The following is a 22,003-nucleotide window of genomic DNA, read 5'->3' on the forward strand; positions in this document are numbered from 1 at the left end:
GGTGAGTGTGATGTTCACTCAAGTGCCGCAGCCACTGCTCTATGCCGAAGCCTTGCTGGCGCAGTTCGCCAGCCTGTCGCGCGCGGCGGACGGTGCTGCGCTGCTGGGTGACTTCGTGCGCGGCCTGGCCGGGCTGAGCGGTTGCGAACTGACGCAGCTGTACTTGCTGGACGCCACGCACACGTCGCTCGGGATGAACGCCGAATGCCTCGACGGCGTGCTGCAACCGCGCAGCGCGGCGAGCCTGCCGGCGGATTACAACGGCGAGCAACTGTTGCAGTTCGCCCTGTGCCAGAACCGCGTGGTGAGCTTCGACGACCTGGGCGGCAGCCTGCACGAAACCAGTTTTCTGCCGGCGTCGTCCACGCCGTGGCAGTCGCTGCTGTGCGTGCCGCTGGTCAATCAGCAGAAGGCTGTCGAAGGCCTGTTGCTGTGTGCCAGCCGTCGTCACATCAACCTGCAAGGGTTTGCCGATTCTCTCGGCCAGCTCGGCTCGTTCGTGCTTGGTCAACTGCATCTGCTGCAGCGTCTGCGCCAGCCAGTGGATGCGGCCGCACCGGTCGTGCGCAATCTGCCGAGTGCCAGCGGCTACGGCTTGATCGGCAAGAGCGCGGCGATGCGCCAGACCTACTCGCTGATCAGCAAAGTCCTGCACAGCCCGTACACCGTGCTGTTGCGTGGCGAGACCGGCACCGGCAAGGAAGTGGTCGCGCGGGCGATCCACGATTGCGGCCCGCGTCGGTCGCAAGCGTTCATCGTGCAGAACTGCGCGGCGTTCCCGGAAAACCTGCTGGAAAGTGAGCTGTTCGGCTATCGCAAAGGTGCGTTCACCGGCGCCGATCGCGACCGCGCCGGGCTGTTCGACGCGGCCAACGGCGGCACTCTGTTGCTCGATGAAATCGGCGACATGCCGCTGTCGCTGCAAGCCAAGTTGCTGCGCGTGTTGCAGGAAGGCGAGATCCGTCCGCTGGGTTCCAACGACACCCACAAGATCGACGTGCGCATCATCGCTGCGACGCACCGCGATTTGTCGGTGTTGGTCAGCGAAGGCAAATTCCGTGAGGACCTGTACTACCGCCTCGCGCAATTCCCGATCGAATTGCCAGCCCTGCGCCAGCGTGAAGGCGACATCCTCGACCTGGCCAAGCACTTCGCCGACAAGGCCTGCACCTTCCTGCAACGTGATCCGGTGCGCTGGTCGGATGCAGCGCTGGAACACCTGTCCGGTTACACCTTCCCCGGCAATGTGCGTGAACTCAAAGGCCTGGTCGAGCGGGCGGTGCTGTTGTGCGAGGGCGGCGAGTTGCTGGCCGAACATTTCTCGCTGCGCCTGGAATCGGCGCCGGTGCCGGAAGACCACTGCGGCCTCAATCTGCGTGAACGACTGGAAGCGGTCGAACGCAATCTGTTGCTCGATTGCCTGCGCAAGAACGACGGCAACCAGACGCTCGCCGCCCGCGAACTGGGCCTGCCGCGCCGCACGCTGCTGTACCGGCTCGGTCGTTTGAACATCAATCTGGGAGATTTCGATGGGTAGGCGAAAGTCCGTCGGATTCACCTCGAACACCTATTTCAGCGCCGCCCGCAAGGGTCGGCGCTTTGTGCTTTGTCTACACCTGGAGACCCTCTGATGTCTGTTCGTCACTGGCACGCTGTCCTGCTGACCCTCGTCGTTCTATGCGGCCTCGGCGGCTGCAGCGGCAATTACAAATTCAACGATAACGATTACCGCCCGCTGGGTGATCCGCAGGCGGTCAATCGCGGCAAGTGACCGCAAGGAGCATCAAACATGGAATTGGTTTTCGAAATGCTGAACACCAAGCAGTTCGTGCCCACCGAGCTGTGCCAGCGGACCTTCAAACAGGCCGGCGGCGTGATCGGGCGGGGCGAGGACTGCGACTGGATCATCCCTGACCGCAAGCGGCACTTGTCCAACCACCACGCCATCGTCAGCTATCGCGAGGGTTCGTTCTTCCTGACCGACACCAGCAGCAACGGTGTGCAGGACGGCGACAGCGGCGCACGCCTGCACAAGGGCGAACCGGTGCGCATCGAGCACGGCAGCACCTACGTGCTGGGCGACTTCGAGATTCGCGCACGACTGGTGCGCGATCCGGCGACGTTCGACGGTGAAGTCGGCCTGCCACGTGCCGCCGGCAGCATCATCCCGGACGACGCGTTTCTCGACCTCGACCCGTTGAAGTCGCTGGAGCAGCAAGAGCGCGTGTACTCGGAATTCGAGGAAATGCTCGCGCCGGTGACCGACCCTGAAGACTCCCGTCAGCGCGCCGACTACGCACGCATCGACATGGAAAGCCTGATGGTGCCGGAGCTGATCGTCGAGCCCAAGCCTGAGCCTGCACCGGCACCGAAAGCGGTCGAGCGCCAGAGCGAAACCTTCTGGGACAAATTCGGCGCGGCCCTCGGCGTGAACGTGAAGAACCTCAGCCACGACGAGCGTGAAGCCCTCGCGCTGAACGCCGCACGTCTGCTGCGCCAGAGCATCGGCGGTCTGCAACAGAGCCTGCGCACTCGTTCCGAGCTGAAGAACGAACTGCGTCTGGCCCAGACCACCGTGCAAGGCACCAACAAGAATCCGCTGAAATTCGCCGTCGATCCGAGCGAAGCGCTGGACATCCTGTTGCAACCGCACAAGCCGGGCCATTTGCCGGCCGAGCAGGCGATCTCCCGGGCGTTCCGCGACTTGCAGGCGCATCAGGTGGCGCTGCTGACCGCCAGCCGCGCGGCGGTACGCGGCACTCTGGAACACTTCTCGCCGGAGCAACTGACCCTGCGTTTCGAGCGCGACAACAAGCCGTTGCTCGCCACCGCTGGCGGGCGCTGGAGAGCGTTCAACCGTTACCACCATGCGCTGCGTCAGGACGACGACTGGAGCGAGCGCCTGCTGGCCCGCGACTTCGCCCAGGCCTACGAAGAACAGATTCGCCTGATCTCCACCCTCCACACCGACCACCAAGGATGATGCGCATGTCTCGCCGCTCGACCGCTTTTTTCAAGACGCTGACCGCGCTCACCCTGTTGGTGCTGCTTGCCGGTTGCTCGTCGCTGTCGCCGTATTCGAAAGTGACCAAGATCAACCTGAAGCTGACCGGCAGCGATCAATTGAACCCGGACCTCAACGGTCGTCCGTCGCCGATCGTGGTGCGCCTGTTCGAACTCAAGCACCCGGTGACGTTCGAGAACGCCGATTTCTTCAGCCTCTACGAGCGCGCCAAGGAATCCCTCAACCCGGATCTGGTGGCCAGCGAAGAACTCGAACTGCGCCCGGGTGAAACCGTGGAGCTGAAACTCAGCGTGGAGGAGGGCAGCCGCTTCATCGGCATCCTCGCCGCGTACCGCGACCTGCCGGAAACCAAGTGGCGCCACACCTTTCCGATCACACCGCTGGAAGTCACCGAAGCCGATCTGACCCTGGATCAGGCCGGTATCCGCAAGACCAACGAAGTGCTCGCCAAGGCGGATGACTGACCATGAATACCCATAAAGTCATCTGGCAGGAAGGCATGCTGCTGCGTCCGCAGCACTTCCAGCACAACGACCGCTACTACGATCACCAGATGAAGACCCGCACCCAGTTGCTGGGCGGCTACACCTGGGGTTTCCTGAATCTGGAGATCGACCTGCAGTTCCTCAACATGGGCAAACTGGTGATCAGTGAAGCCTCGGGGATCCTGCCGGACGGCAGCCTGTTCGAACTCGGTGGCAACACCGAGCCGCTGGCGCTGGACGTACCGCCGAACACCGGCAACATGCCGATCTACCTGGCGCTGCCGCTGGTCACCGGTAACCACATCGAGGCCCGGCGCCCGGAGCAGTCCGACGTACTCGCACGTTATACCGCGTATGACGCCGAAGTCGCCGACTCCAACGCCGGTGATGATTCCGCCAGCCAGGTCAGTTGCGGCCGCCCGGACTTCAAGCTGTTGCTCGGTGAGCAGCAGAGCGATCAGGCCTACGTGAAGCTGAAGATCTGCGACGTGCTCGACACCACGCCCGACGGCGTGATCAGCCTCGACCCGGATTTCGTGCCGACCTACATTCAGGCCCACGCCTCCAGCTACCTGCTGTCGTGCCTGAAAGAAGTGATCAGCATGCTCGGCCACCGGGGCGACACCATTGCCGAGCGTATTCGTTCGAACGGCAAGGTCGGCGGCGCGGAAATCGGCGACTTCATGATGCTGCAACTGATCAACCGCACCGAACTGCTGCTGCGCCACTACCTGGGCCTGGAGCAGGTTCACCCGGAAGAGTTGTACCGTACGCTGCTGACCATGCTCGGCGATCTGGCGACGTTCTCCAGCGACAGCAAACGCCCGCGTCTGGACAGCCGCTACTCCCACGCCGACCAGGGCGCGAGCTTCCGCAAACTGATGGAGTCGATCCGTCAGGTGCTGTCGATGGTGCTGGAACAGCACGCCATCGAACTGATCCTGCAAGCGCGTCAGTACGGGATCATCGTATCGCCGCTGCACGACCACAAACTGCTGGGCTCGGCGTCGTTCGTGCTGGCAGCCAGTGCCAACTGCGACTCCGAAGAACTGCGCAACCGCTTGCCTGCGCACCTCAAGGTCGGCCCGGTGGAGCGCATCCGCCAACTGGTCAACCTGCACCTGCCGGGGATCAAGGTCAAACCGTTGCCGGTGGCCCCGCGGCAGATCGCGTTCCACTCCAACAAAACCTATTTCATCCTCGAACTCAGTTCCGAAGACCTGGCACAACTCGAGCGCTCCGGCGGCTTCGCGTTCCATGTGTCCGGCGAATTCGCCGAGCTTGAACTGAAATTCTGGGCCATCAGGAACTGACCGACATGATCAAGGACATGGAACACAACCAGGACGACAAAACCGTCCTGCTCGACCGTCAGGGCCATGGCCCGGCGGCGAGTCCGCTGACCGACTTCGCCGCGCCGCCGCGCTTCGAACAACTGGAAGAACGGATGATCTACGCCGCGCGCCTGCGCCCGGCGGAGGCCTTCAACATCAGCCTCAATTCGCTGGTGGCCGCGTCGTCCGAACTGCTGTCGGAAGTGGTGCGCCTCAAACACAGCGAAACCCGCGAAGACCTCTACGCGCTCAACGAGCGCCTGACCGCCGGGCTCAAGCTGTTCGAAGTGCGCGCCCTGCACAACGGCGCCGAAAGCAGCCAGGTGATGGCCGCCCGTTACGTGCTCTGCACCGTGGTCGACGAAGCCGTCGTGACCACGCCGTGGGGCAACGAAAGCGAGTGGTCGCAGATGAGCCTGCTCAGCAGCTTCCACAACGAAACCTTCGGTGGCGAGAAGTTCTTCCAGCTGCTCGATCGGCTGTCGAAAAACCCGGTCAAGCACCTGCCGATGCTGGAGCTGATGTACCTGTGCCTGTCCCTCGGTTTCGAGGGCAAGTACCGCGTGCAGGCGCGCGGCATGCTGGAACTCGAAGGCATCCGCGACGCCCTGTACCGGCAGATCCGTCAGTTGCGTGGCGATGTGCCGCGTGAATTGTCGCCGCAGTGGGAAGGCCTCAACGATCAGCGCCGCAATCTGGTGCGCATCGTGCCGGCGTGGATGGTGGTGCTGTTCACCTTCGTCTGTCTGGTGATGATGTATTCGGGCTTCGCCTGGGTCTTGGGCGAGCAGCGCGACACCGTTCTGCAACCTTATCAGCCGCTTGATCCGGCCGCGGTTCAGCCGCAGTCGCAGCCGTAAACAGGGACGTGTGATGAAAAAGTTTTTCAAGAAAGTCGGCGCCTTCCTGCGCCAGACCTGGGTCTGGACCTTGCTGCTGGTGCTGTTCGTGGCGCTGCTGGTGTGGTTCGTCGGCCCGTTGTTGGCAGTGGATGACTACAAGTTCTGGGAAAGCGCGACCTCGCGTCTGCTGACCATCAGCGTGCTGTTCCTGATCTGGGGCCTGACCATGGTCTTCGTCAGCTGGCGCGCCGGGATCCGCAAGAAAGCCGTCGAAGAAACCGAAGACGGCCAGGACCGTATCCGCCGCGAAGAGTTGATCGACGAAGAGCAGAAAGAGTTGAAGGAGCGTTTCAAGGACGCCCTGAAAACCCTCAAGACTTCGAGCCTGTATCGAGGCCGCAGCGAGCGCTGGCGCAATGACTTGCCGTGGTACTTGCTGATCGGCCCGCAGGCCAGCGGCAAGACCAGCCTGCTGGACTTCTCCGGGCTGGAATTCCCGATCAACAAGATTGACCGCAAGCTGACCCGTGACACCCACGGCACCCGTCATTGCGACTGGTACTTCGCCGATCACGGTGTACTGATCGACACCGCCGGCCGCTACCTGACCCAGCCGGATGCGGAAGTCGACGGCAGCGCCTGGACCACCCTGCTGGAGCTGCTGCGCAAGCGTCGTCGCGGTCGTCCGCTGAACGGCGTGCTGGTGACCATTCCGGTGGAAACCCTGACCGGTGGCAGCGAACAGGACATCGAAACCCTGGCCCGCCAGGTGCGTGCGCGTCTGCAAGACGTCTATCAGAAGCTGCACGTCGATGTGCCGGTGTATCTGGTGCTGAGCAAGGCCGACAAGCTGCTGGGCTTCGACGAGTTCTTCGATCAACTGACCCGCGAAGAAAGCGATCAGGTGCTGGGTACCAGTTTCCGCAAGGATCAGGTCGGCACCGACGTGACGGTACTGCGCAACGAGTTCGAAGAGCTGCTGCGTCGCCTCAACAGCCAGGTGATCATGCGCATGCACTCCGAGCGCGACACCCAGCGCCGTGGCCGCATCCTCGACTTCCCGCACCAGATGGGCCAGATCGGCGAGCGTCTGTGCCTGCTGGTCGACATGGCGTTCACCGGCAACCGCTACCAGCGTGCGACGCAACTGCGTGGTTTCTACCTGACCAGCGCACCGCACCTGACCCAGGAAATGGATTCGACCACCGCCGGCATCGGCGCGAGTCTGGGCATGAGCGCCGGCGTGCTGCCGACATTGCGCAGCGGTCGTTCGCGTTTCATCCATCACTTGCTCAGCCGGGTGATTTTCCCCGAGGCCGATCTGGCCGGTCTGGACAAGCGCGAACGCAGCCGCATCCACTGGGGCCAGCGTGCGTTGTACGTCGGCGCACTGGGCGCGCTGGTGCTGTTCGGCATGCTCTGGGCCGGTGGTTTCTCGGCCAACTACGAGCGCCTGGAAAACCTGCGCAATCTGGCGCAGAACTGGACTCAGCAGCGTACGGCACTGTCGCCGCGCGATGACGCCATGGGCGCACTGAAAACCCTCGACACCAGCTACGCTGCCACCCAGGTGTTCCCGAAAAAAGGCGACGCGGCGTACCACGAACGGATGGGGCTGTATCAGGGCCAGGACGTCAATCCGGTGGTCAAGGAGGCTTACGAGCGCGAGCTTGAAAAGCAACTGCTGCCACGCGTCGCGACGATGCTTGAAGGCCAGATCCGCGCCAACATGAAGGACCGCGAAAAGCTGATCAACAGCCTGCGCGCGTACCTGATGCTGAACATGAAGGATCGTCGTGACGCGGCATGGCTCAAGGACTGGGTCGCGGCTGACTGGTCGCAGCGCTATACCGGCAACACCGCGGTGCAGAACGGTCTGAACACGCACCTCGAGCGTCTGTTGCAGCAGCCGTTTATCTATCCGCTCAACGAGCAACTGGTGACTCAGGCGCGTCAGGTGCTGCGCAGCGAATCGCTGGCGACCGTGGTTTACCGCATGCTCCGCGAGCAGGCGCGCAACCTGCCGGATTACCGTTTCAGCCAGCACCTCGGGCCGCAGGGCTCGCTGTTCATCGGCACTGAATACGTGATTCCGGGCTTCTACACCCAGACCGGTTATCAGCAGTATTTCTCGGTCCAAGGCGCATCGCTGGTGACCGACATCCTGCGCGACAACTGGGTGCTGGGCGAAGGCGCGGGCATCAGCGACATGGACTTGCGTCGCCTGATGGTCGAGCTGGAGCAACTGTACTTCCGCGACTACGCCAACTACTGGAGCGAGGCCGTTGGCCAGGTGGCGCTGCCGCCGATCAGCGATGCCGGTGAAGGCGCCGAGCAACTGGCGGGCCTGACCTCGGCCAACTCGCCGGTGCTGGCGCTGCTGACCGAAGTGCGTGAAAACACCCGTTTCCCGGCCGCTGCCGATCCGGTGGACGAGGCAGGTGACGCGGCTGATGCGCTGGCCGGACAGAAAGGCAAACTGGGCAAGGTCGGCAAACTCGCCGCGGCGGCAGCGGACAAGGCCTCGGCCTTGAACGTGGCGAAGAACCTGCCGGACACCGCCAAAAAGTCGCTGCAACGTCGCTTCGAGCCGCTGCACAAGTTGCTCGACGACAACAACGGCCCGGCTGCTGACCTGACCCCGGCCTTCACCGCGCTCAACGACTTGCAACTGCAACTGGCGGGCCTCGCCCGTTCCAGCACGCCGGAGCAGGCGGCGTTCGAACTGGCCAAGACCCGCATGAGCGGCCAGCGTGATGCGCTGACCAACCTGCGCAATGCTTCCGGTCGTCTGCCGCGCCCGCTGAGCGTGTGGTTCAACGTGCTGGCCGAAGACTCGTGGCGCCTGGTGCTCAACGATGCCTACCAGTACCTGAACGGCCGTTATCAGAACGAGCTGTACAGCGTGTATGGCAAAACCATCAACAAGCGTTACCCGTTCAGCGCCTCGAGCACCAGCGATGTGGCGATCAGCGATTTCCGCGAGTTCTTCCGCGCTCAAGGCACCATCGACCGCTTCTTCGACAGCTACATGCGTCCGTTCGTCAGCGGTGATCCGGGCAACTACCGGATGCGCAGCGTCGACGGCCGCAGCCTGCCGGTGTCGAAGGTCTTCCTCGATCAGATGGCGGCGGCCCTGAACATCCGTCAGAGCTTCTTCTCGATCAACCCGGCCGAACCGACCGTGCAGTTCAAACTTGAGCCGTACACCCTCGATCCGGCGGTCAGCCGTTCCGAGTTCAAGTTCGGCGACAAGACCATGGAATACCGCCACGGTCCGATCCTGCCCATGAGCTTCAAGTGGCCGACCGATGCTGAAGACGGTCGCACCAGTCTGGTCATGGACAAGATGGCCGGTCGCCCGATCGGCATCGAGAAGAACTCCGGCCCGTGGTCGCTGTTCCGTCTGTTCGACCTGATGCAGACCGAGTACCTGACCGGTCGCGACGTGCTGGTGCTGAAAGCCGACGTGGGAGGCCTGCGCGCCAACTACCTGCTGACCAGCCAGCGCACGCCGAACCCGTTCGACATGGGCGTGCTGCGCACTTTCCGTATGCCGGTGCAGCTCTGATGCTGGTGGCCAGTCCCTGGCGCAGCGCGGCGCGAACCGACCCGGGCAAGGTGCGGTCGCGCAACGAAGATGCCTTCCTCGACACCCCGCAGCATGGGCTGTGGGTGGTCGCGGACGGCATGGGCGGTCATCAGGGTGGCGACATCGCCAGCCAGTTGATCGTCGCCAGCCTGGCTGAACTGCCGCAGCACGAAGACTTCGACGAACGCCTCAAAGCCATCCGCCAGTGCCTGCACTGGCTGAACCGGCGCCTGGGGCAAGAGTTGACCGTCACCGCCGGGCGTCACGACAGCATCATGGGCAGCACCGTCGTGGCGCTGCTGGTGGAAGGCAACCGTGCGGCCTGCATCTGGGCCGGCGACAGTCGTTGTTATATGTGGCGCGGGCAGCGGTTGTATCAGCTGTCGAAGGATCACTCGCTGCAGCAACAACTGATCGACGAACAGCAGATGAGCGTCGAACAGGCAGCGGCGCACCCGGCGGCCCAGGCCTTGACCCGGGCGGTCGGCGCGGCGGAACAACTGACCCTGGATGTGCTGGAGCTTGAGGTGTATCCGGGCGATGTGTTCCTGCTGTGCAGCGATGGTTTGTATCAAGGCCTGAGCAGCGATGCCCTCGGCAATGCTCTCAGCCTGGCGGCGCCACATGTGGCGCTGGAACGTCTGTTCGACGGTGCCCTGCGGGGCGCCGCCCGCGACAATCTGACGGCCGTGGTGATCCGCCAATGACTGAAATCGAATCCTCAGTCGATGACTTGCTGATGAGTGAAGAGCAGGCCAACAACCTGACCTATTTTGCTTTTGCAAAGCAGCACAACGCCGAACCCGCGCTGGCGCCGACCAAGGCCAGCGTCGGCGAACTGCCGGATGTTCTGGCAGGCCGCTACCACCTCGAGCGTCTGCTCGGAGCCGGTGGCATGGGGGCGGTTTACCGGGCCCGGGATCTGCTGCACGAACAGTTCGGCGATCCCGATCCTTACATTGCGCTGAAAATCCTCAGCGAAGAATTTGCCGAGTCGCCGGACGCCAGTGCCTTGCTCTACAGCGAGTTCGCCCTGACCCGACGCCTGCGCCACGACAACGTGCTGCGACCGCACACGTTCGAAGTGGACACCGATTGCCAGCGGGCCTTCATCACCATGGAACTCATGCGTGGCCTGACCCTGGACAAACTGCTCTGCGAACGGCCGCTGGGCCTGCCGTGGAAAGAACTGCGCGACATCGCGCTGCCGCTGCTCGACGCGCTGGCCTACGCCCACCGTCGCGGTGTGCTGCACGGTGACATGAAACCGAGCAACGTCATGCTCAGCGAAGACGGCGTGCGCCTCTTTGACTTCGGTCTCGGGCAAGCCGAGGAGGGCATCCTGCCCGGCCTGCCGCACCTGAGCCGCGAGCGCTTCAACGCCTGGACCCCGGGCTACGCCGCCCCCGAACTGCTTGAGGGCCAACCACTGTCGGCCAGCGCGGACGTGTACGGCGTGGCCTGCGTGATCTATGAACTGGCGGGCGGCAAACACCCGTTCCGCCGCTTGCCCTCGACCCAGGCCCGTGACGAACACCTGGATCGCGAACTGCAAGCCCCGGCAAATCTGCCGACACACTGCTGGCCCGCGCTGCGCACCGCGCTGGCCTTTGACGCGGCAGAGCGCACCATCACTGCCGACCAATTGCGTGACGCCTTGGGCGCCACTTCGTCCTGGCTGCAGCGTTTGCGACTGCGGGCGTAACGGATGACATTCGAACAGGGAGCACTTTATGTTCAACCCAGCTAACGAAACGCACTTCAGCCTGACCGTTGAAGACTACGTGGGCGACCTGCAAGTCCTGTCGTTCACCGGCACCGAAGGCATCAGCCAGCCGTTCCGTTTCGACCTGGAACTGGTCAGCGAAAACCCGGATCTGGACCTGGAAAAGCTTCTGCACAAACAGGCATTCCTCGCCCTCGATCCGCAGGGCTCGGGCATCCACGGCCAGATCTACCGCGTCGCCCAGGGCGATGCCGGCAAGCGCCTGACCCGCTACAAAGTGTCGCTGGTGCCGCAGCTGCAATACCTGCATCACCGCACCAACCAGCGCATCTACCAGCAGATGTCGGCGCCGAAAATCATCGCGCTGATCCTCGACGAGCACGGCATCAAGGGCAACGCCTACAGCTTCCAGCTCAGCCAGCCATGCCCGGATCGCGATTACTGTGTGCAGTACGACGAAACCGACCTGCACTTCGTCCAGCGTCTTTGTGAAGAGGAAGGCATTCACTACCACTTCCAGCACAGCAAGAAAGGTCATTTGCTGGTGTTCGGCGATGACCAGACCGTGTTCCCCAATCTCGGCCAACCGACCGCGTATGTGCAGGGCAGCGGCATGGTCGCCGAAGAACCGGTGATCAAAGGCTTCAAGCTGCGCCTGGAAACCCGCACCAGCCGCACCACCCGCCGCGACTACGACTTCGAAAAACCGCGCCTGCAAATGGAAGCGGCCTACAAACCGGACGGCGCTCTTGATAGCAAAGACGCTGAACCGGATCTGGAAGACTACGACTACCCCGGCCGCTTCATCGACCGCGCGCGCGGCAAGTTCCTCAGCCAGCGCGCCCTCGAACGCCATCGCGCCGATTACCGTCAGGCCGAAGGTCGCGGCGACCAGACCAGACTGGTCAGCGGCCACTTCATGGAAATGTCCGACCACCCGCGCAGCGAGTGGAACGACCTGTGGCTGCTCACCGAAATCTTCCACGAAGGCAAACAGCCACAAGTCCTCGAAGAATCGGTGACCAGCGACACCACCGACAACAAGGACGACTTCCACCAAGGCTACCGCAACCGCTTCCTCGCCACCCCGTGGGACGTGTTCTACCGCCCAGCGTTGGAGCACCCGAAACCGCGCGTGCTCGGCAGCCAGACCGCCATGGTCACCGGCCCGAAAGGCGAAGAAATCCACTGCGACCAATACGGCCGCATCAAAGTGCAATTCCACTGGGACCGCGAAGGCCTGGCCGACGACAAGACCAGCTGCTGGCTGCGCGTCTCCAGCTCCTGGGCCGGCGACCGCTACGGCGCCATCTCCATCCCGCGCATCGGCATGGAAGTCCTCGTCACCTTCCTCGAAGGCGACCCCGACCAGCCACTGGTCACCGGCTGCCTGTACCACAAGGAAAACCCGGTGCCGTACGCCTTGCCGGCAAACAAAACCCGCAGCGTCTTCAAAACCCTCAGCTCCCCGGGCGGCGGTGGCTACAACGAACTGCGCATCGAAGACAAAAAAGGCGCCGAACAAATCTTCATCCACGCCCAGCGCGACTGGGATGAAAACGTTGAGCACGATCAGAAGATTCGGGTCGGGAATGAACGTCACGACACGGTGGTGAAGAACAGCTACACCGAGCTGAAGGCTGAAGAACATCGCACCACGATTTCCGATCGCAAAGTCGAAGCGCGGATGGACGACCACCTGACTATTGGCGAGAGCCAGCATGTGAAGCTCGGGACGGCGCAACTGACCAGTGTCGGGAAAGAGATTCATATCAAGGCCGGGGACAAGATTGTCATTGAGGCAGGGACTGAGCTGACGATTCTCGGCGGCGGCAGTTTCATCAAGCTCGATGGCGGTGGTGTGACGGTGGTTGGGCCGGTGGTGAAGATTAATGCTGGCGGTTCGCCGGGGAGTGGCACCGGGATCGGTATCAAACCGCCGGTGCTGCCGGGGGCGGCGGATAAGGATAAGGCGGGGAGTTTGATGGATCAGGCGTTGTTGAATGCGCCGCCTGAGAAGGTTAAGCCGAAGGCTTTTTTTGTGTTTTCTGAGTGATGAGTTAGTTATGAAAATTAAAAAGAACGCCGGGAAATTCGGCTTGAGATGGATCGTGTTGCTGGTATTGGGCCTGAGTTCAGACGTATTCGCCATTCAGTGCCCTTCTGATAATTTTCATGGTTTTGTGAAAGAGTTTTTGGCGAAGCCAGAGGTGCAACGCGCGTTTACCGCTTCTCCTATCCACTTTTTGGAGGTTGTTGCCGAGGGTAGTCAACCTAAAGTGGTTGAGCGAGAAATTGAGGTACTAGGGGGGGGCGAGCTGAGCGCGGTCTCTCCCGAAGTAGTCGAAATGTCGAGTTTGGAGGTAAAGGTTCAACCTCCGAATAAGATCTTCGTACGTGATCGGGCAGGAGAGTTGCTGAAAATCCTTACATTCCAAAAAGCCGATTGCTGGTCTTTGAGTAGCCTTGAAAACTGGTCGCTAGAAACCGTGTTGGACTCTCAGGTTGATGCATCAAGTCTCCCTCCTGGGGAGCGCAGCTTGATGAGAGGGAAAAACTATGCTGATTTGGCGATGGAAGCAGAGTTTCCAGCATCAAGTCAGCTTTATATTTCTGCACTTGATAGCTATATGAACGGCGCAGATAAGGGCTCCATAGAAGCGGGGTATCAGGCAGTCTTGCTGAGCCTATCAGGTCAAGCGCCGCGCTTGGATGACGCAAGGATTCTTGAGCTTTTGCTCAGCGCGGCCAGCACTTCTGGAGCAGCAAATCTGGCACTAGCGAACTTCTATTGCGACGAAGGCCGTTATGACCAAGTCCGTCCCTGCGCAGATCCCCAAAAGTCTTTGAACGCCCTTGAGGCAGGTTCAAAACTGGGCTCTATGGAAGCGTTGAATCAATTGGGACTCTCATATGAAAGGGGGACCCTCGGTACTAAAAACATCAATCGTGCACTGGCGTGTTTCCAAGCTGCGGCTGCTCAAGGTTTTGAGTTATCCAAGGAAAATGCAGCGAGATTGATTGCCAAGAATGTAAAAACTGAATCCTCAAATTGCTTGAAGCAGGAAGCTAACTGATGACTACTGGAGTTCTTGAGCAGCGACCGCTCTATACCAAAGGCGATTATGTTTATGGTGGCGGCAAGGGAAAAGATACTGATGGCGACGGCAAAAAAGAGATTGATTGCTCAACTTTAGTGTGGGAAATGCTAAAGGCGGCTGGCTATAACGTTCCGTACAATAATACTGCTTTGCTCAAAACGAACGTCGACAATTACGATGTTATTGAGTGGAAAGATGTGTTGCCAGGGGACATCGCGCTTTGGCCAACCCATACGGGATTTGTCGAAGATATCGATGTCGAAAACAGAAGTGGAAACTTTTTCGGTTCACAAAATTCTACTGGTCCTGCTTCCGCTAAATTTGGGAACGGTTCAAATTATTGGCGAATGCCGATAAAGTTCTTACGAGTTAAGGAGATTTTTAAGACAGGTTCCCAACCTGCGTCTACCCCTGCGCCGACTCCCACAGCGCCGACTGCGCCAGCCGCTGCTCCTATAATGAATTTTCAATTTCCATTTAGAAAGGCTGATGGAACACAGTTCAAAGATTCTGAAGAGGTTTTTAAGGCCCTTGAGGGTGAGACTTCGGGAAATTTTTTATTAGGTAATCATGGTTTTTGGCATGGCGGAATTCATATATCACATAGGATTGCCCCGCAATGTATGCGAGACGAGCCTATTCGTTGTATTGGAGACGGTGTCGTCGTAGCCTACCGTTTGAATGAAGATTATCTAGCGACTGCATTTGAGGCATCAAATTCTACAGAAGTATTGAAATACTCAAATTCATTTTGTCTTGTTAGGCATGACTATAAGTCACCTCCGAATAAGGAAGTGACGCCTAACACTAAGAATGAGCTCGTATTTTATAGCCTGTATATGCATCTGCTACCATATGACAGGTATGCGGATGACCCAGAGCAACCAGGTGCTCCAAAAATAAAAATGATCGCAAGTGGGTTTAAAGCGCGAAGCGATATTCTTGGTGCAAGCGGCTGCGTCGAATATGGTTCAATTTCTGCTGGAACTGAAATTGAAATACTAGAAGAACATTCTGATCACGTCCACGCCAAGGGTAAGCTGATTAAAGGTACTGTTGGAGGGCGCACTCCAGGGCAAGATTTTTGGTTCGCCTATAAGCAAAACGGCATCGCCTATCCAAGAGGTGATGGAAGCCCGAGCTGGAGCGCAATAACTGCACCAGAGCGAAAGAAACCAGACTATTGGAAGGGCAAAGTCAGAGCTGTAGTTTCCGGAACGGGGCTTACTTTGCGAGCGGCTCCCTCAACGCAAAGTCACGGTGCTTTAGCTGGGGCTGCAATTAGACAGGTAAATAGTCTAGGACAGAACGCAGACTTAGTTCTTTGTACAAATAGCATAATAGAATTTGATAGCGGGAAAGTTTTTAGCCTGAAGATTGGCTCTAAGTTTTTCAAAATGGCGGAATGCTCCTTTGTACCGAGTGCTTCCGGCGCTGCAACCGGTTTGAAAAGCCACTCCACTCCTGTGCCCGCCACTTTTTGGGCTTGTGTTGAAAAACCTTATGTTCAATTGCAAGGCTTGGTTCCGACTGAGTTTGATAAGATTGTGCCGATGGATACGGCAATTAAGGCAGGCGACACAATTGGTTTTCTTGGTTTAAATGAAACATTGGCAGGTCCAGATGGTGGAGTTTCGAGAAGTTATCAAGTTCACGTGGAGATTTTCTCGGCTGATCCTAAAATTGAGGATTTTCTAAAAAATAAAGCAAATGTGAAACAGGGGAAACAATACCTACATTTGCCAGCGAATACGAACTTAAGAAGCAAGCCACCGCAAACCGGAGTGGTGACGATTTCTAATGAAAGCTTTGTAGAGCTTGGAAAGGCCGTTCTATATAAGGACACTGAAGAATGGTATGAAATAACTATAATTGATAACGCAGAAAGCAAAACCGGCTTGCTCAAAAAAGAAGGCGCAAAGCTCCTCAGTCAACACGATTGGGAAAAACTAGGTTTTCGTGTTGTTAAGGAGTCGAATTCAAATTCCGATGGTTTTCTGGATCCCGGAGATATGCCGGATTTTTTTCAAGCCTTATATAAGGATTTGGATAAGTTTGGTAATAAGGATCAAAAAGTCACCCCCGAAGATTTTCCAATTGCGCTTAAGAATGTAGAGTTTAGAAACCACTGGTCAAAGCTTATTGCATATCACCCAACAGAGTGGAGGTCTAAGTCTGATTCTGCCAAGTGGGCACGGCTAGATACGTTGCTCGAGGGGAATCCGTCTGTTTTAAAGCACGAGAAAGAACGGATAGATAGCTTAATATTTTGGGATGATCCGGTTACGCAGTCTAAAGGCGTGGGCGATGGAAATGTATGGCATTTTCATCCAATTGCTATGATCGGAAATATGATGCCTTCGTCGGGCACCAATATGTGCAAGAAGTGTGGCAGTAATATCGCGTTAACTAATGCATTGATGCGAAGCATTTGTCCATCCTCTGTAGCGGATACATTTATCAGTGAATTTGTTACGGTGGCGAACGAGCTTTTCCCCAAGTATGGTGTGAATACCTGTTCTCAGGTTTTCCATATAATGGGGCAGGGTAAGCACGAAACTTTTCAATTTTCTGCTTTCAGAGAGAGTCTAAATTATACTCGCCGTAGTTATACTGCCGAAAAACTCTATAGAATGGCACCGACCGCTATTAATGATGGTTTTGCAAGGCTGGGAATGTCACTAACCAGAGAGGAAAAACTTGAGTATATAGATCAGCATTTGATTGAAAACGATCCAGCGTACGGTAAACATAGCTTTGGTAGCAATCAGTACCCTCATAACGACTACAGGGGTAGAGGTCTTCTTCATTTGACTCACTATGCTAACTATCGTGAATGCGCTGTGGCGATAGGTGTGAATATCGATGCTAATCCAAACCTGGCACAAGACAATATGAAAGTCGCAATAGAGTCTGGTCTGTGGTTTTGGAAGTCGAAAGGTATCGGTGCGCTTGCGGATGCTAGCTCATCTGATATAGATGCCAAGATTAAGTCTGTAACTAGGGTTATCAACTCTGGGCTGAAAGAGCTTGATAAACGAGAGAAGTACACGAAAGAGATTGCTGAAAAATTTAAGGCTGGATTTGGAGGCTGTTCGTTATGAGAGCTTTGTTTAAGTCGGGATTTCTAATTTCATTTTGTCTGTATTCGGTAGCTTCATTTGCTTGCGATGTCCCTGAGAGTCAAGCTTACCATTCGATCTCAACAAAAGACGGTGCGATTGTTTTTGATCTGGTTCCCATAGAGGGTGAGGCGAGTAGTGACGGATCAAACAGTCAAATGGGTATAGATGTTAACTATATTGATTGTGCGAGTAGGGCTAAGACATTGGTCGGGCAGTTACCGTATTTGGCAGATACAGGACAAGTCCGTGCGGCTTTTTTTGCTGATGTAAAAGGCGGCTCTGAAAGTGAACTATTTGTAATTCACAGTGTGGGAATACATTCTGATACCGGAGTTAAGTACTCTGGCGAGTACTACAGTGTGCATGTTTACAAAAAGAGCGATGATGGTTACTCAAGGGATGAGCGGATTTCCAAGTATTTTGGTGAGGGTGGGGATATATTGACGGATGACTATAAGGGGTTTTTGTACGTGTTTCCTTACAAGGATCAATTATCTGTCAGTAATAAACTTGCTACCACGGCTTTTTCTAAATGGAATGACGGTATTCCTGTTCAGCTGACGATAAACAAAAAAGCCAAAATTTATAGTTCTCCGGTTTTTGACGATGTCACTCGTATGTATCTGATCGCTGGGGACAAGGTCCAGCAGGAAGCTGTTGAGGCTGGCTGGCTCTCGGTTATGTTCAAAACACCAAAAGGTAAAGAAATTCGCGGATGGATCTTATGTGGTGATGCGGATGGATGCTGATATCACGGGACTATGAACAGGGCAAAAAATTAGGGTTTGAATGGCGAGGGAAATGACCGCCGCCAAGCAATCCGTTTTGCAAAGCGCGAAGCGTGATGACCTGAATGAATCAAGGATTAAACACAGTGAAGCGTTTTTTTTTTGCGTTTATCGGCGGGTTTTTGCTGCCGGCTTCGGCGGTGTATGCGCAGGATGGCTGCACTCAGGTTACTTCGAGTCTGGAAATGGTGCCCTGTTCCGAATCGGCAATGAAGGCTGCCGATACGCAGCTGAACGTCAGCTATAAGCAATTGATGGCGCGGCTTGAGTCTGACTATCGAGCAGATCCGGCATTGGGCGCAGAGTACGCGGCGAAGGTTAAAGAGTCGCAACGCGCGTGGCTGAAATTGCGCGATGCGAATTGTCCATTGGAGGCATTCGAGATCGAGACGGGGATGCCGGCGCATGTGTTCGCGGTCAACTCGTGCATCACAAGAATGAGTCGCGAGCGCTCGGCGTACCTGGACAAGATCGTCCCTGTTCTTGCATCCGACAAGAGCACTTCGACGACGCCGGCCAACGGCGCTTGTCCTTCGGAGGAATTCCCTGCTTTCCTGACAGCGTTTTCCGCCAGCAGTGAATCACAGCGTCGTCTCACTGCGATGACGGTCAAGTTGCTTTTGTTGAAGCCGGTTGCAGGCAAGGACCGTAGTACCTTTGAGCCTTCGACCTCGGGCGTCAGCGGAGCTTCCTTCACCTATCCGCTGATGGCCGCCATCACACCCGGCAAGACACCTGGAGTCGAGATTGAAGAGGTCGATGACAGTCACGTCGATGTGGTCGATAAACGGGCGGGCAACAGCAATGTAAAAATCTTCAACTTCTCTCGTCAGGCGTGCTGGGTGCTTGAAGGCGTTGAAGACTGGTCGATCAGCGAGAAGGATCTTGTCGCAACACGTAACCCTGCAATGAGCCGTGCCGAGAACTTCTGTGATCAACGTGCCGAGGCTTTGGGAGGGCTGGGTTCGCTCGAGCAATACCGTCTGACTGCGGAATTGTTAGAAGCGTCCCTGGAAAATTATGTCTGTGCGGCTGAGTCGGGTGATCCAGAGGCGAGCCTGTCAGCGGCGAGCTTGAGTCTTTCGCAGATGGCGTCTCAGTTGGAAACCAGCAAGGTTGAAGCGTTGTTCAAAGCGGCTTCGAAAATACCGAGTGGTGCGTTGGGCTACGCCACGTTTCTTTGTTCAGGAAACTCCACCGACTATAACGGTCCTTGCCTTCATCCCAAGCAGGCAGAAGAGCAGGTCATTCGGGCGATTACCATGGGCTCAAAGGAAGCGATGTTTTATCTGGCATCTACCCTTGAGGGGGGCGAGTTGGGAACGAAAGATATGTCCCGGGCGTTAGCCTGTTATCAAATGGCGGCTGACAAAGGTTATCGGTCGGGCGTCGACAGTGTGGCGCGATTGAAGTCGCAAGTTCCAGAGCCGATCAAGGCGAGCCATTGCATTTGAAACTCGGAGCGCGGATGTGTCGCGATTCTTTGCCGTTAAATTCCAAGTGGGTGGAACTGTGCCTGACTTGTCGATACCGGGTTTCGTGAGGCCTCGATTTCTGCGGGTATTGCTGATCAGCGTTGCTGCGTTCGCGCAGGCCAGTCATGCCGCCGCAAGTGTTGTCTCGGTGGGCAATGCGTCGGGTCAGTCGCAGATCGCGCAAGGCCCAGCCGAAGCTGCGGTCGACATGACACCTTGCCGGTTCTCAATGACGCTCTCGAAAGATCAATGGTTGCAGTTCAATACGCCTGATCTGGTATTCATTGCGGCCAAACAACTGCCTGAAACCACTAACGCCCCGCGTTTATCGCAGGCTCAGACCTCGACTGGTTATGAGTGGAATTTCGAAAAGCCCGCAAAGCTGAGCCAGCCCTGGTTCGGTGTCATGTGTGAAAGTGCCAACAACCTTTCCGCGCTCACCACTCAGAAGCCGCCGCTTGATGACGCGATTGAGTTGCAACTAGTGCGAGAAAGTAACGACCTTAAATGCCCGGCGACCCTGACCGATCATGGTTGGGAACCGACGTTGTTGGCCGGTGATCCGCAATCCTTCACTTTCGAATCCCTGCAGAGCGCGAGTTCATCAGGATTCGTCATTGGTTACCACGGCAAGAATCCACGTCAGTTCAGTCGTATCACCTTCTGCTTGATGCATAACGAACAGGTGCTGATCGGTTCGGCGGAGTCGGGTTCATCCACCTCATTGGCGATCAGCGCCGAAGGCTTTGAACAAATCAAAACAGCGGTGCGCAGCATGGCTTTTGAGTAAGCCTGCGAAGACCGAACGGAGTTACAGCGTGAAAGGATGTTCAATTCTACTCGGTGGCCTCTTGGCCATTGCCACGTCCGTGGCTTTCACACCACACGCGCTCGCTGCACCCCAAGTCCTCAAGGAAATCCCGGCAAGCCTGCTGGGTGATGGATCACGGCAAAACGTGTTCGTTCTGGCGGGAGGCGCGGACGAGGCATCCAACCGGTTGTTGATCGCGCCGGTTCAAGGGCGCAATGAGGATATATTGCTCGATACGTCCAAGGCTTTGCCTCTTACGAAGAGTCAGTACTCGTCTGATCTTCTGGATAGTTTTAGCGTGCGGGTTTTCAACGGCCGGCCTGGAGCCATGACGGTTGTGGATCCACAAGAGGAAGAGGTTCTGGTCAAGCAGCGGTTCGTTGAGGCGGGGGACTACATTGCGCTGGTGACCAACGAAGAAGACAACGCTGTTTATAACTTCAATCTTTTGTTCACCTTCAATAAAGGCTCAAAGCAGTTCGAGCTGAAAAGTTTGCTGAAAGTGGTCAATAACGACTCCTGCGATCGCTCGCTTGTGAGCATCGCGGAGCTGCCGATTGAGACGCTTGGCCCAACCACTTTGGCTTCATTCAACGGCCTCGAAGCGCTTAAAAAGTTGCGGGCTGCAAACGTTGGCAGCCCTCAGGGCGGTTATAAAAAACTGATGACAGTTGGTTCGGCTGACCTGCTGGATAAAGCGCTGGCAGCCTATCGAAAGGGCGACAGCAGCTCGTTCAAGGAGGTGATGGGTAATATGTTGATGGGAAATGATGCGCATGGCGCGTGCTCTCCGGAAAGTTATATCGTCGGAAAGTACTTCTTCTCGCAGCAGCCTGGTTGGTCCAACGACGTCGGTTTTCTGCTGGGCGAGGCGGGTTACTACACGGAGTCTGTCCAGTTGCTGAATGCGGTGATTGCCCACAACCCGGAACGGACGGTGGCTTACCTGAATCTCGCAGATAGCTATTGGGCCATGAACAATAAAGAGCGGGCGGTGCCGGCGTACAAACAATATGCATCGCGTATGTCGGACGCGGGAAAGGCTTCGAAGATTCCCGCTCGGGTTGCTGAGCGCAGTGCCGGAGTATCCGGATCATGATCAAACTCAAGGCGTTCTTTGGGCTGATCGCAGGTGTTTCTTTGACTGCTTTGCTGGTTCCTGCGCATGCCCAGGAAACCTGCAATCCCGACAGCTTTTCCAATCCCGATTTGGTCATTTGCGGTCAGCAGACTTTCAAGAAAGTCGACGCAGTGTTGAATGAGCAATACAAGAAAGCGCTGGTCAGTCTGGCGCCCGCCGACAAGAAGCAACTGACTGACGTGCAAAAGAAGTGGGTGCGCTTCAAAGAGGCGTATTGCGAGGATATTTATCAGTCGGCCTTGCCCGGTGCAGAGGCGCCCATCGAAAAGCTTGGGTGCCTGGTGCAAACAACCAATGCCCGGTTGGGGGAATTGGTTGCTCTGCAGACTGGGTTACCCCTGGACGGTTTTTATAAAGCTGCATCGGCCATGGCGGGGCAGGATCGAGAAAAAGGTCTGGTGGCTTCGATGGAGCGATTGGGGGGTGACAACTTCGATGATCCGTTGTGGCGGCAATACGTCGATGGGCACTGTGAAATGAGTGAGCGCGTGTTCCGGGAGGACATCGCTAACTGCGCAGTGCGAATGCGTTTTCAGTTGCCTCTGAATCGTTGAAGGA

The 22,003-nt window shown here is 57.3% G+C and carries 17 protein-coding genes; all 17 read left to right on the forward strand.

Features of this window, described 5'->3' with window-relative positions:
- Nucleotides 1-10 precede the first annotated feature (10 nt).
- The 17 genes from ACTJK7_RS25300 to ACTJK7_RS25380 all read left to right on the forward strand — a co-directional run bounded on the left by ACTJK7_RS25300 (nt 11) and on the right by ACTJK7_RS25380 (nt 21,999).
- Nucleotides 11-1,537, forward strand: coding sequence for a sigma-54 interaction domain-containing protein (locus ACTJK7_RS25300; protein WP_108563575.1), 1,527 nt, complete (start codon nt 11-13; stop codon nt 1,535-1,537).
- Nucleotides 1,538-1,630: 93 nt separating this feature from the next.
- Nucleotides 1,631-1,771: a hypothetical protein gene (locus ACTJK7_RS25305; RefSeq protein ID WP_003229566.1), complete on the forward strand. Its 141-nt coding sequence runs from the start codon at nt 1,631-1,633 to the stop codon at nt 1,769-1,771.
- A gap of 18 nt (nt 1,772-1,789) precedes the next feature.
- On the forward strand, nt 1,790-2,983 hold the full coding sequence (gene tagH / locus ACTJK7_RS25310) for a type VI secretion system-associated FHA domain protein TagH (RefSeq protein ID WP_064379813.1): 1,194 nt from the start codon (nt 1,790-1,792) through the stop codon (nt 2,981-2,983).
- 5 nt (nt 2,984-2,988) lie between these two features.
- Nucleotides 2,989-3,489 (forward strand): type VI secretion system lipoprotein TssJ, encoded by a 501-nt coding sequence (tssJ, locus tag ACTJK7_RS25315; protein ID WP_011336587.1) that lies wholly within the window; start codon nt 2,989-2,991, stop codon nt 3,487-3,489.
- 2 nt (nt 3,490-3,491) lie between these two features.
- Nucleotides 3,492-4,823: a type VI secretion system baseplate subunit TssK gene (gene tssK, locus ACTJK7_RS25320; protein ID WP_011336586.1), complete on the forward strand. Its 1,332-nt coding sequence runs from the start codon at nt 3,492-3,494 to the stop codon at nt 4,821-4,823.
- A gap of 5 nt (nt 4,824-4,828) precedes the next feature.
- Complete coding sequence (gene icmH, locus ACTJK7_RS25325) at nt 4,829-5,704, forward strand: type IVB secretion system protein IcmH/DotU (protein ID WP_007954389.1); 876 nt, start codon at nt 4,829-4,831, stop codon at nt 5,702-5,704.
- A gap of 13 nt (nt 5,705-5,717) precedes the next feature.
- Complete coding sequence (tssM, locus tag ACTJK7_RS25330; RefSeq protein WP_108563574.1) at nt 5,718-9,257, forward strand: type VI secretion system membrane subunit TssM; 3,540 nt, start codon at nt 5,718-5,720, stop codon at nt 9,255-9,257.
- Nucleotides 9,257-9,985 carry a PP2C family protein-serine/threonine phosphatase gene (locus tag ACTJK7_RS25335; RefSeq protein ID WP_039765158.1) on the forward strand — a complete coding sequence of 243 codons (729 nt, stop codon included), beginning with the start codon at nt 9,257-9,259 and terminating at the stop codon, nt 9,983-9,985. The genes tssM and ACTJK7_RS25335 overlap by 1 nt, the downstream gene beginning before the upstream one ends.
- On the forward strand, nt 9,982-10,983 hold the full coding sequence (locus ACTJK7_RS25340) for a serine/threonine-protein kinase (protein ID WP_102688419.1): 1,002 nt from the start codon (nt 9,982-9,984) through the stop codon (nt 10,981-10,983). The genes ACTJK7_RS25335 and ACTJK7_RS25340 overlap by 4 nt, the downstream gene beginning before the upstream one ends.
- A gap of 28 nt (nt 10,984-11,011) precedes the next feature.
- Nucleotides 11,012-13,060, forward strand: a complete 2,049-nt coding sequence (locus tag ACTJK7_RS25345) for a type VI secretion system Vgr family protein (RefSeq protein WP_440779414.1) — start codon at nt 11,012-11,014, stop codon at nt 13,058-13,060.
- Between the two features lie 10 nt (nt 13,061-13,070).
- Nucleotides 13,071-14,081 (forward strand): hypothetical protein, encoded by a 1,011-nt coding sequence (locus tag ACTJK7_RS25350; protein WP_064379819.1) that lies wholly within the window; start codon nt 13,071-13,073, stop codon nt 14,079-14,081.
- Nucleotides 14,081-17,209 carry a glycoside hydrolase family 19 protein gene (locus ACTJK7_RS25355; protein ID WP_236196231.1) on the forward strand — a complete coding sequence of 1,043 codons (3,129 nt, stop codon included), beginning with the start codon at nt 14,081-14,083 and terminating at the stop codon, nt 17,207-17,209. The genes ACTJK7_RS25350 and ACTJK7_RS25355 overlap by 1 nt, the downstream gene beginning before the upstream one ends.
- Entirely contained in the window at nt 17,206-17,979 is a 774-nt protein-coding gene (locus ACTJK7_RS25360) for a hypothetical protein (RefSeq protein ID WP_064379824.1), read from the forward strand. The genes ACTJK7_RS25355 and ACTJK7_RS25360 overlap by 4 nt, the downstream gene beginning before the upstream one ends.
- A 104-nt stretch (nt 17,980-18,083) precedes the next feature.
- Nucleotides 18,084-19,472: a lysozyme inhibitor LprI family protein gene (locus tag ACTJK7_RS25365; RefSeq protein WP_170928907.1), complete on the forward strand. Its 1,389-nt coding sequence runs from the start codon at nt 18,084-18,086 to the stop codon at nt 19,470-19,472.
- Between the two features lie 16 nt (nt 19,473-19,488).
- Nucleotides 19,489-20,283: a hypothetical protein gene (locus ACTJK7_RS25370; RefSeq protein ID WP_223290649.1), complete on the forward strand. Its 795-nt coding sequence runs from the start codon at nt 19,489-19,491 to the stop codon at nt 20,281-20,283.
- Between the two features lie 28 nt (nt 20,284-20,311).
- A complete protein-coding gene (locus ACTJK7_RS25375) occupies nt 20,312-21,403 on the forward strand; it encodes a tetratricopeptide repeat protein (RefSeq protein WP_440779417.1) in 1,092 nt (363 codons plus the stop codon).
- Nucleotides 21,400-21,999: a lysozyme inhibitor LprI family protein gene (locus tag ACTJK7_RS25380; RefSeq protein WP_236196228.1), complete on the forward strand. Its 600-nt coding sequence runs from the start codon at nt 21,400-21,402 to the stop codon at nt 21,997-21,999. The genes ACTJK7_RS25375 and ACTJK7_RS25380 overlap by 4 nt, the downstream gene beginning before the upstream one ends.
- Nucleotides 22,000-22,003: the final 4 nt, after the last annotated feature.

Origin of the sequence: Pseudomonas sp. 22085 (genome assembly GCF_052045815.1) — a bacterium.
GTDB lineage: Bacteria > Pseudomonadota > Gammaproteobacteria > Pseudomonadales > Pseudomonadaceae > Aquipseudomonas > Aquipseudomonas glycinae.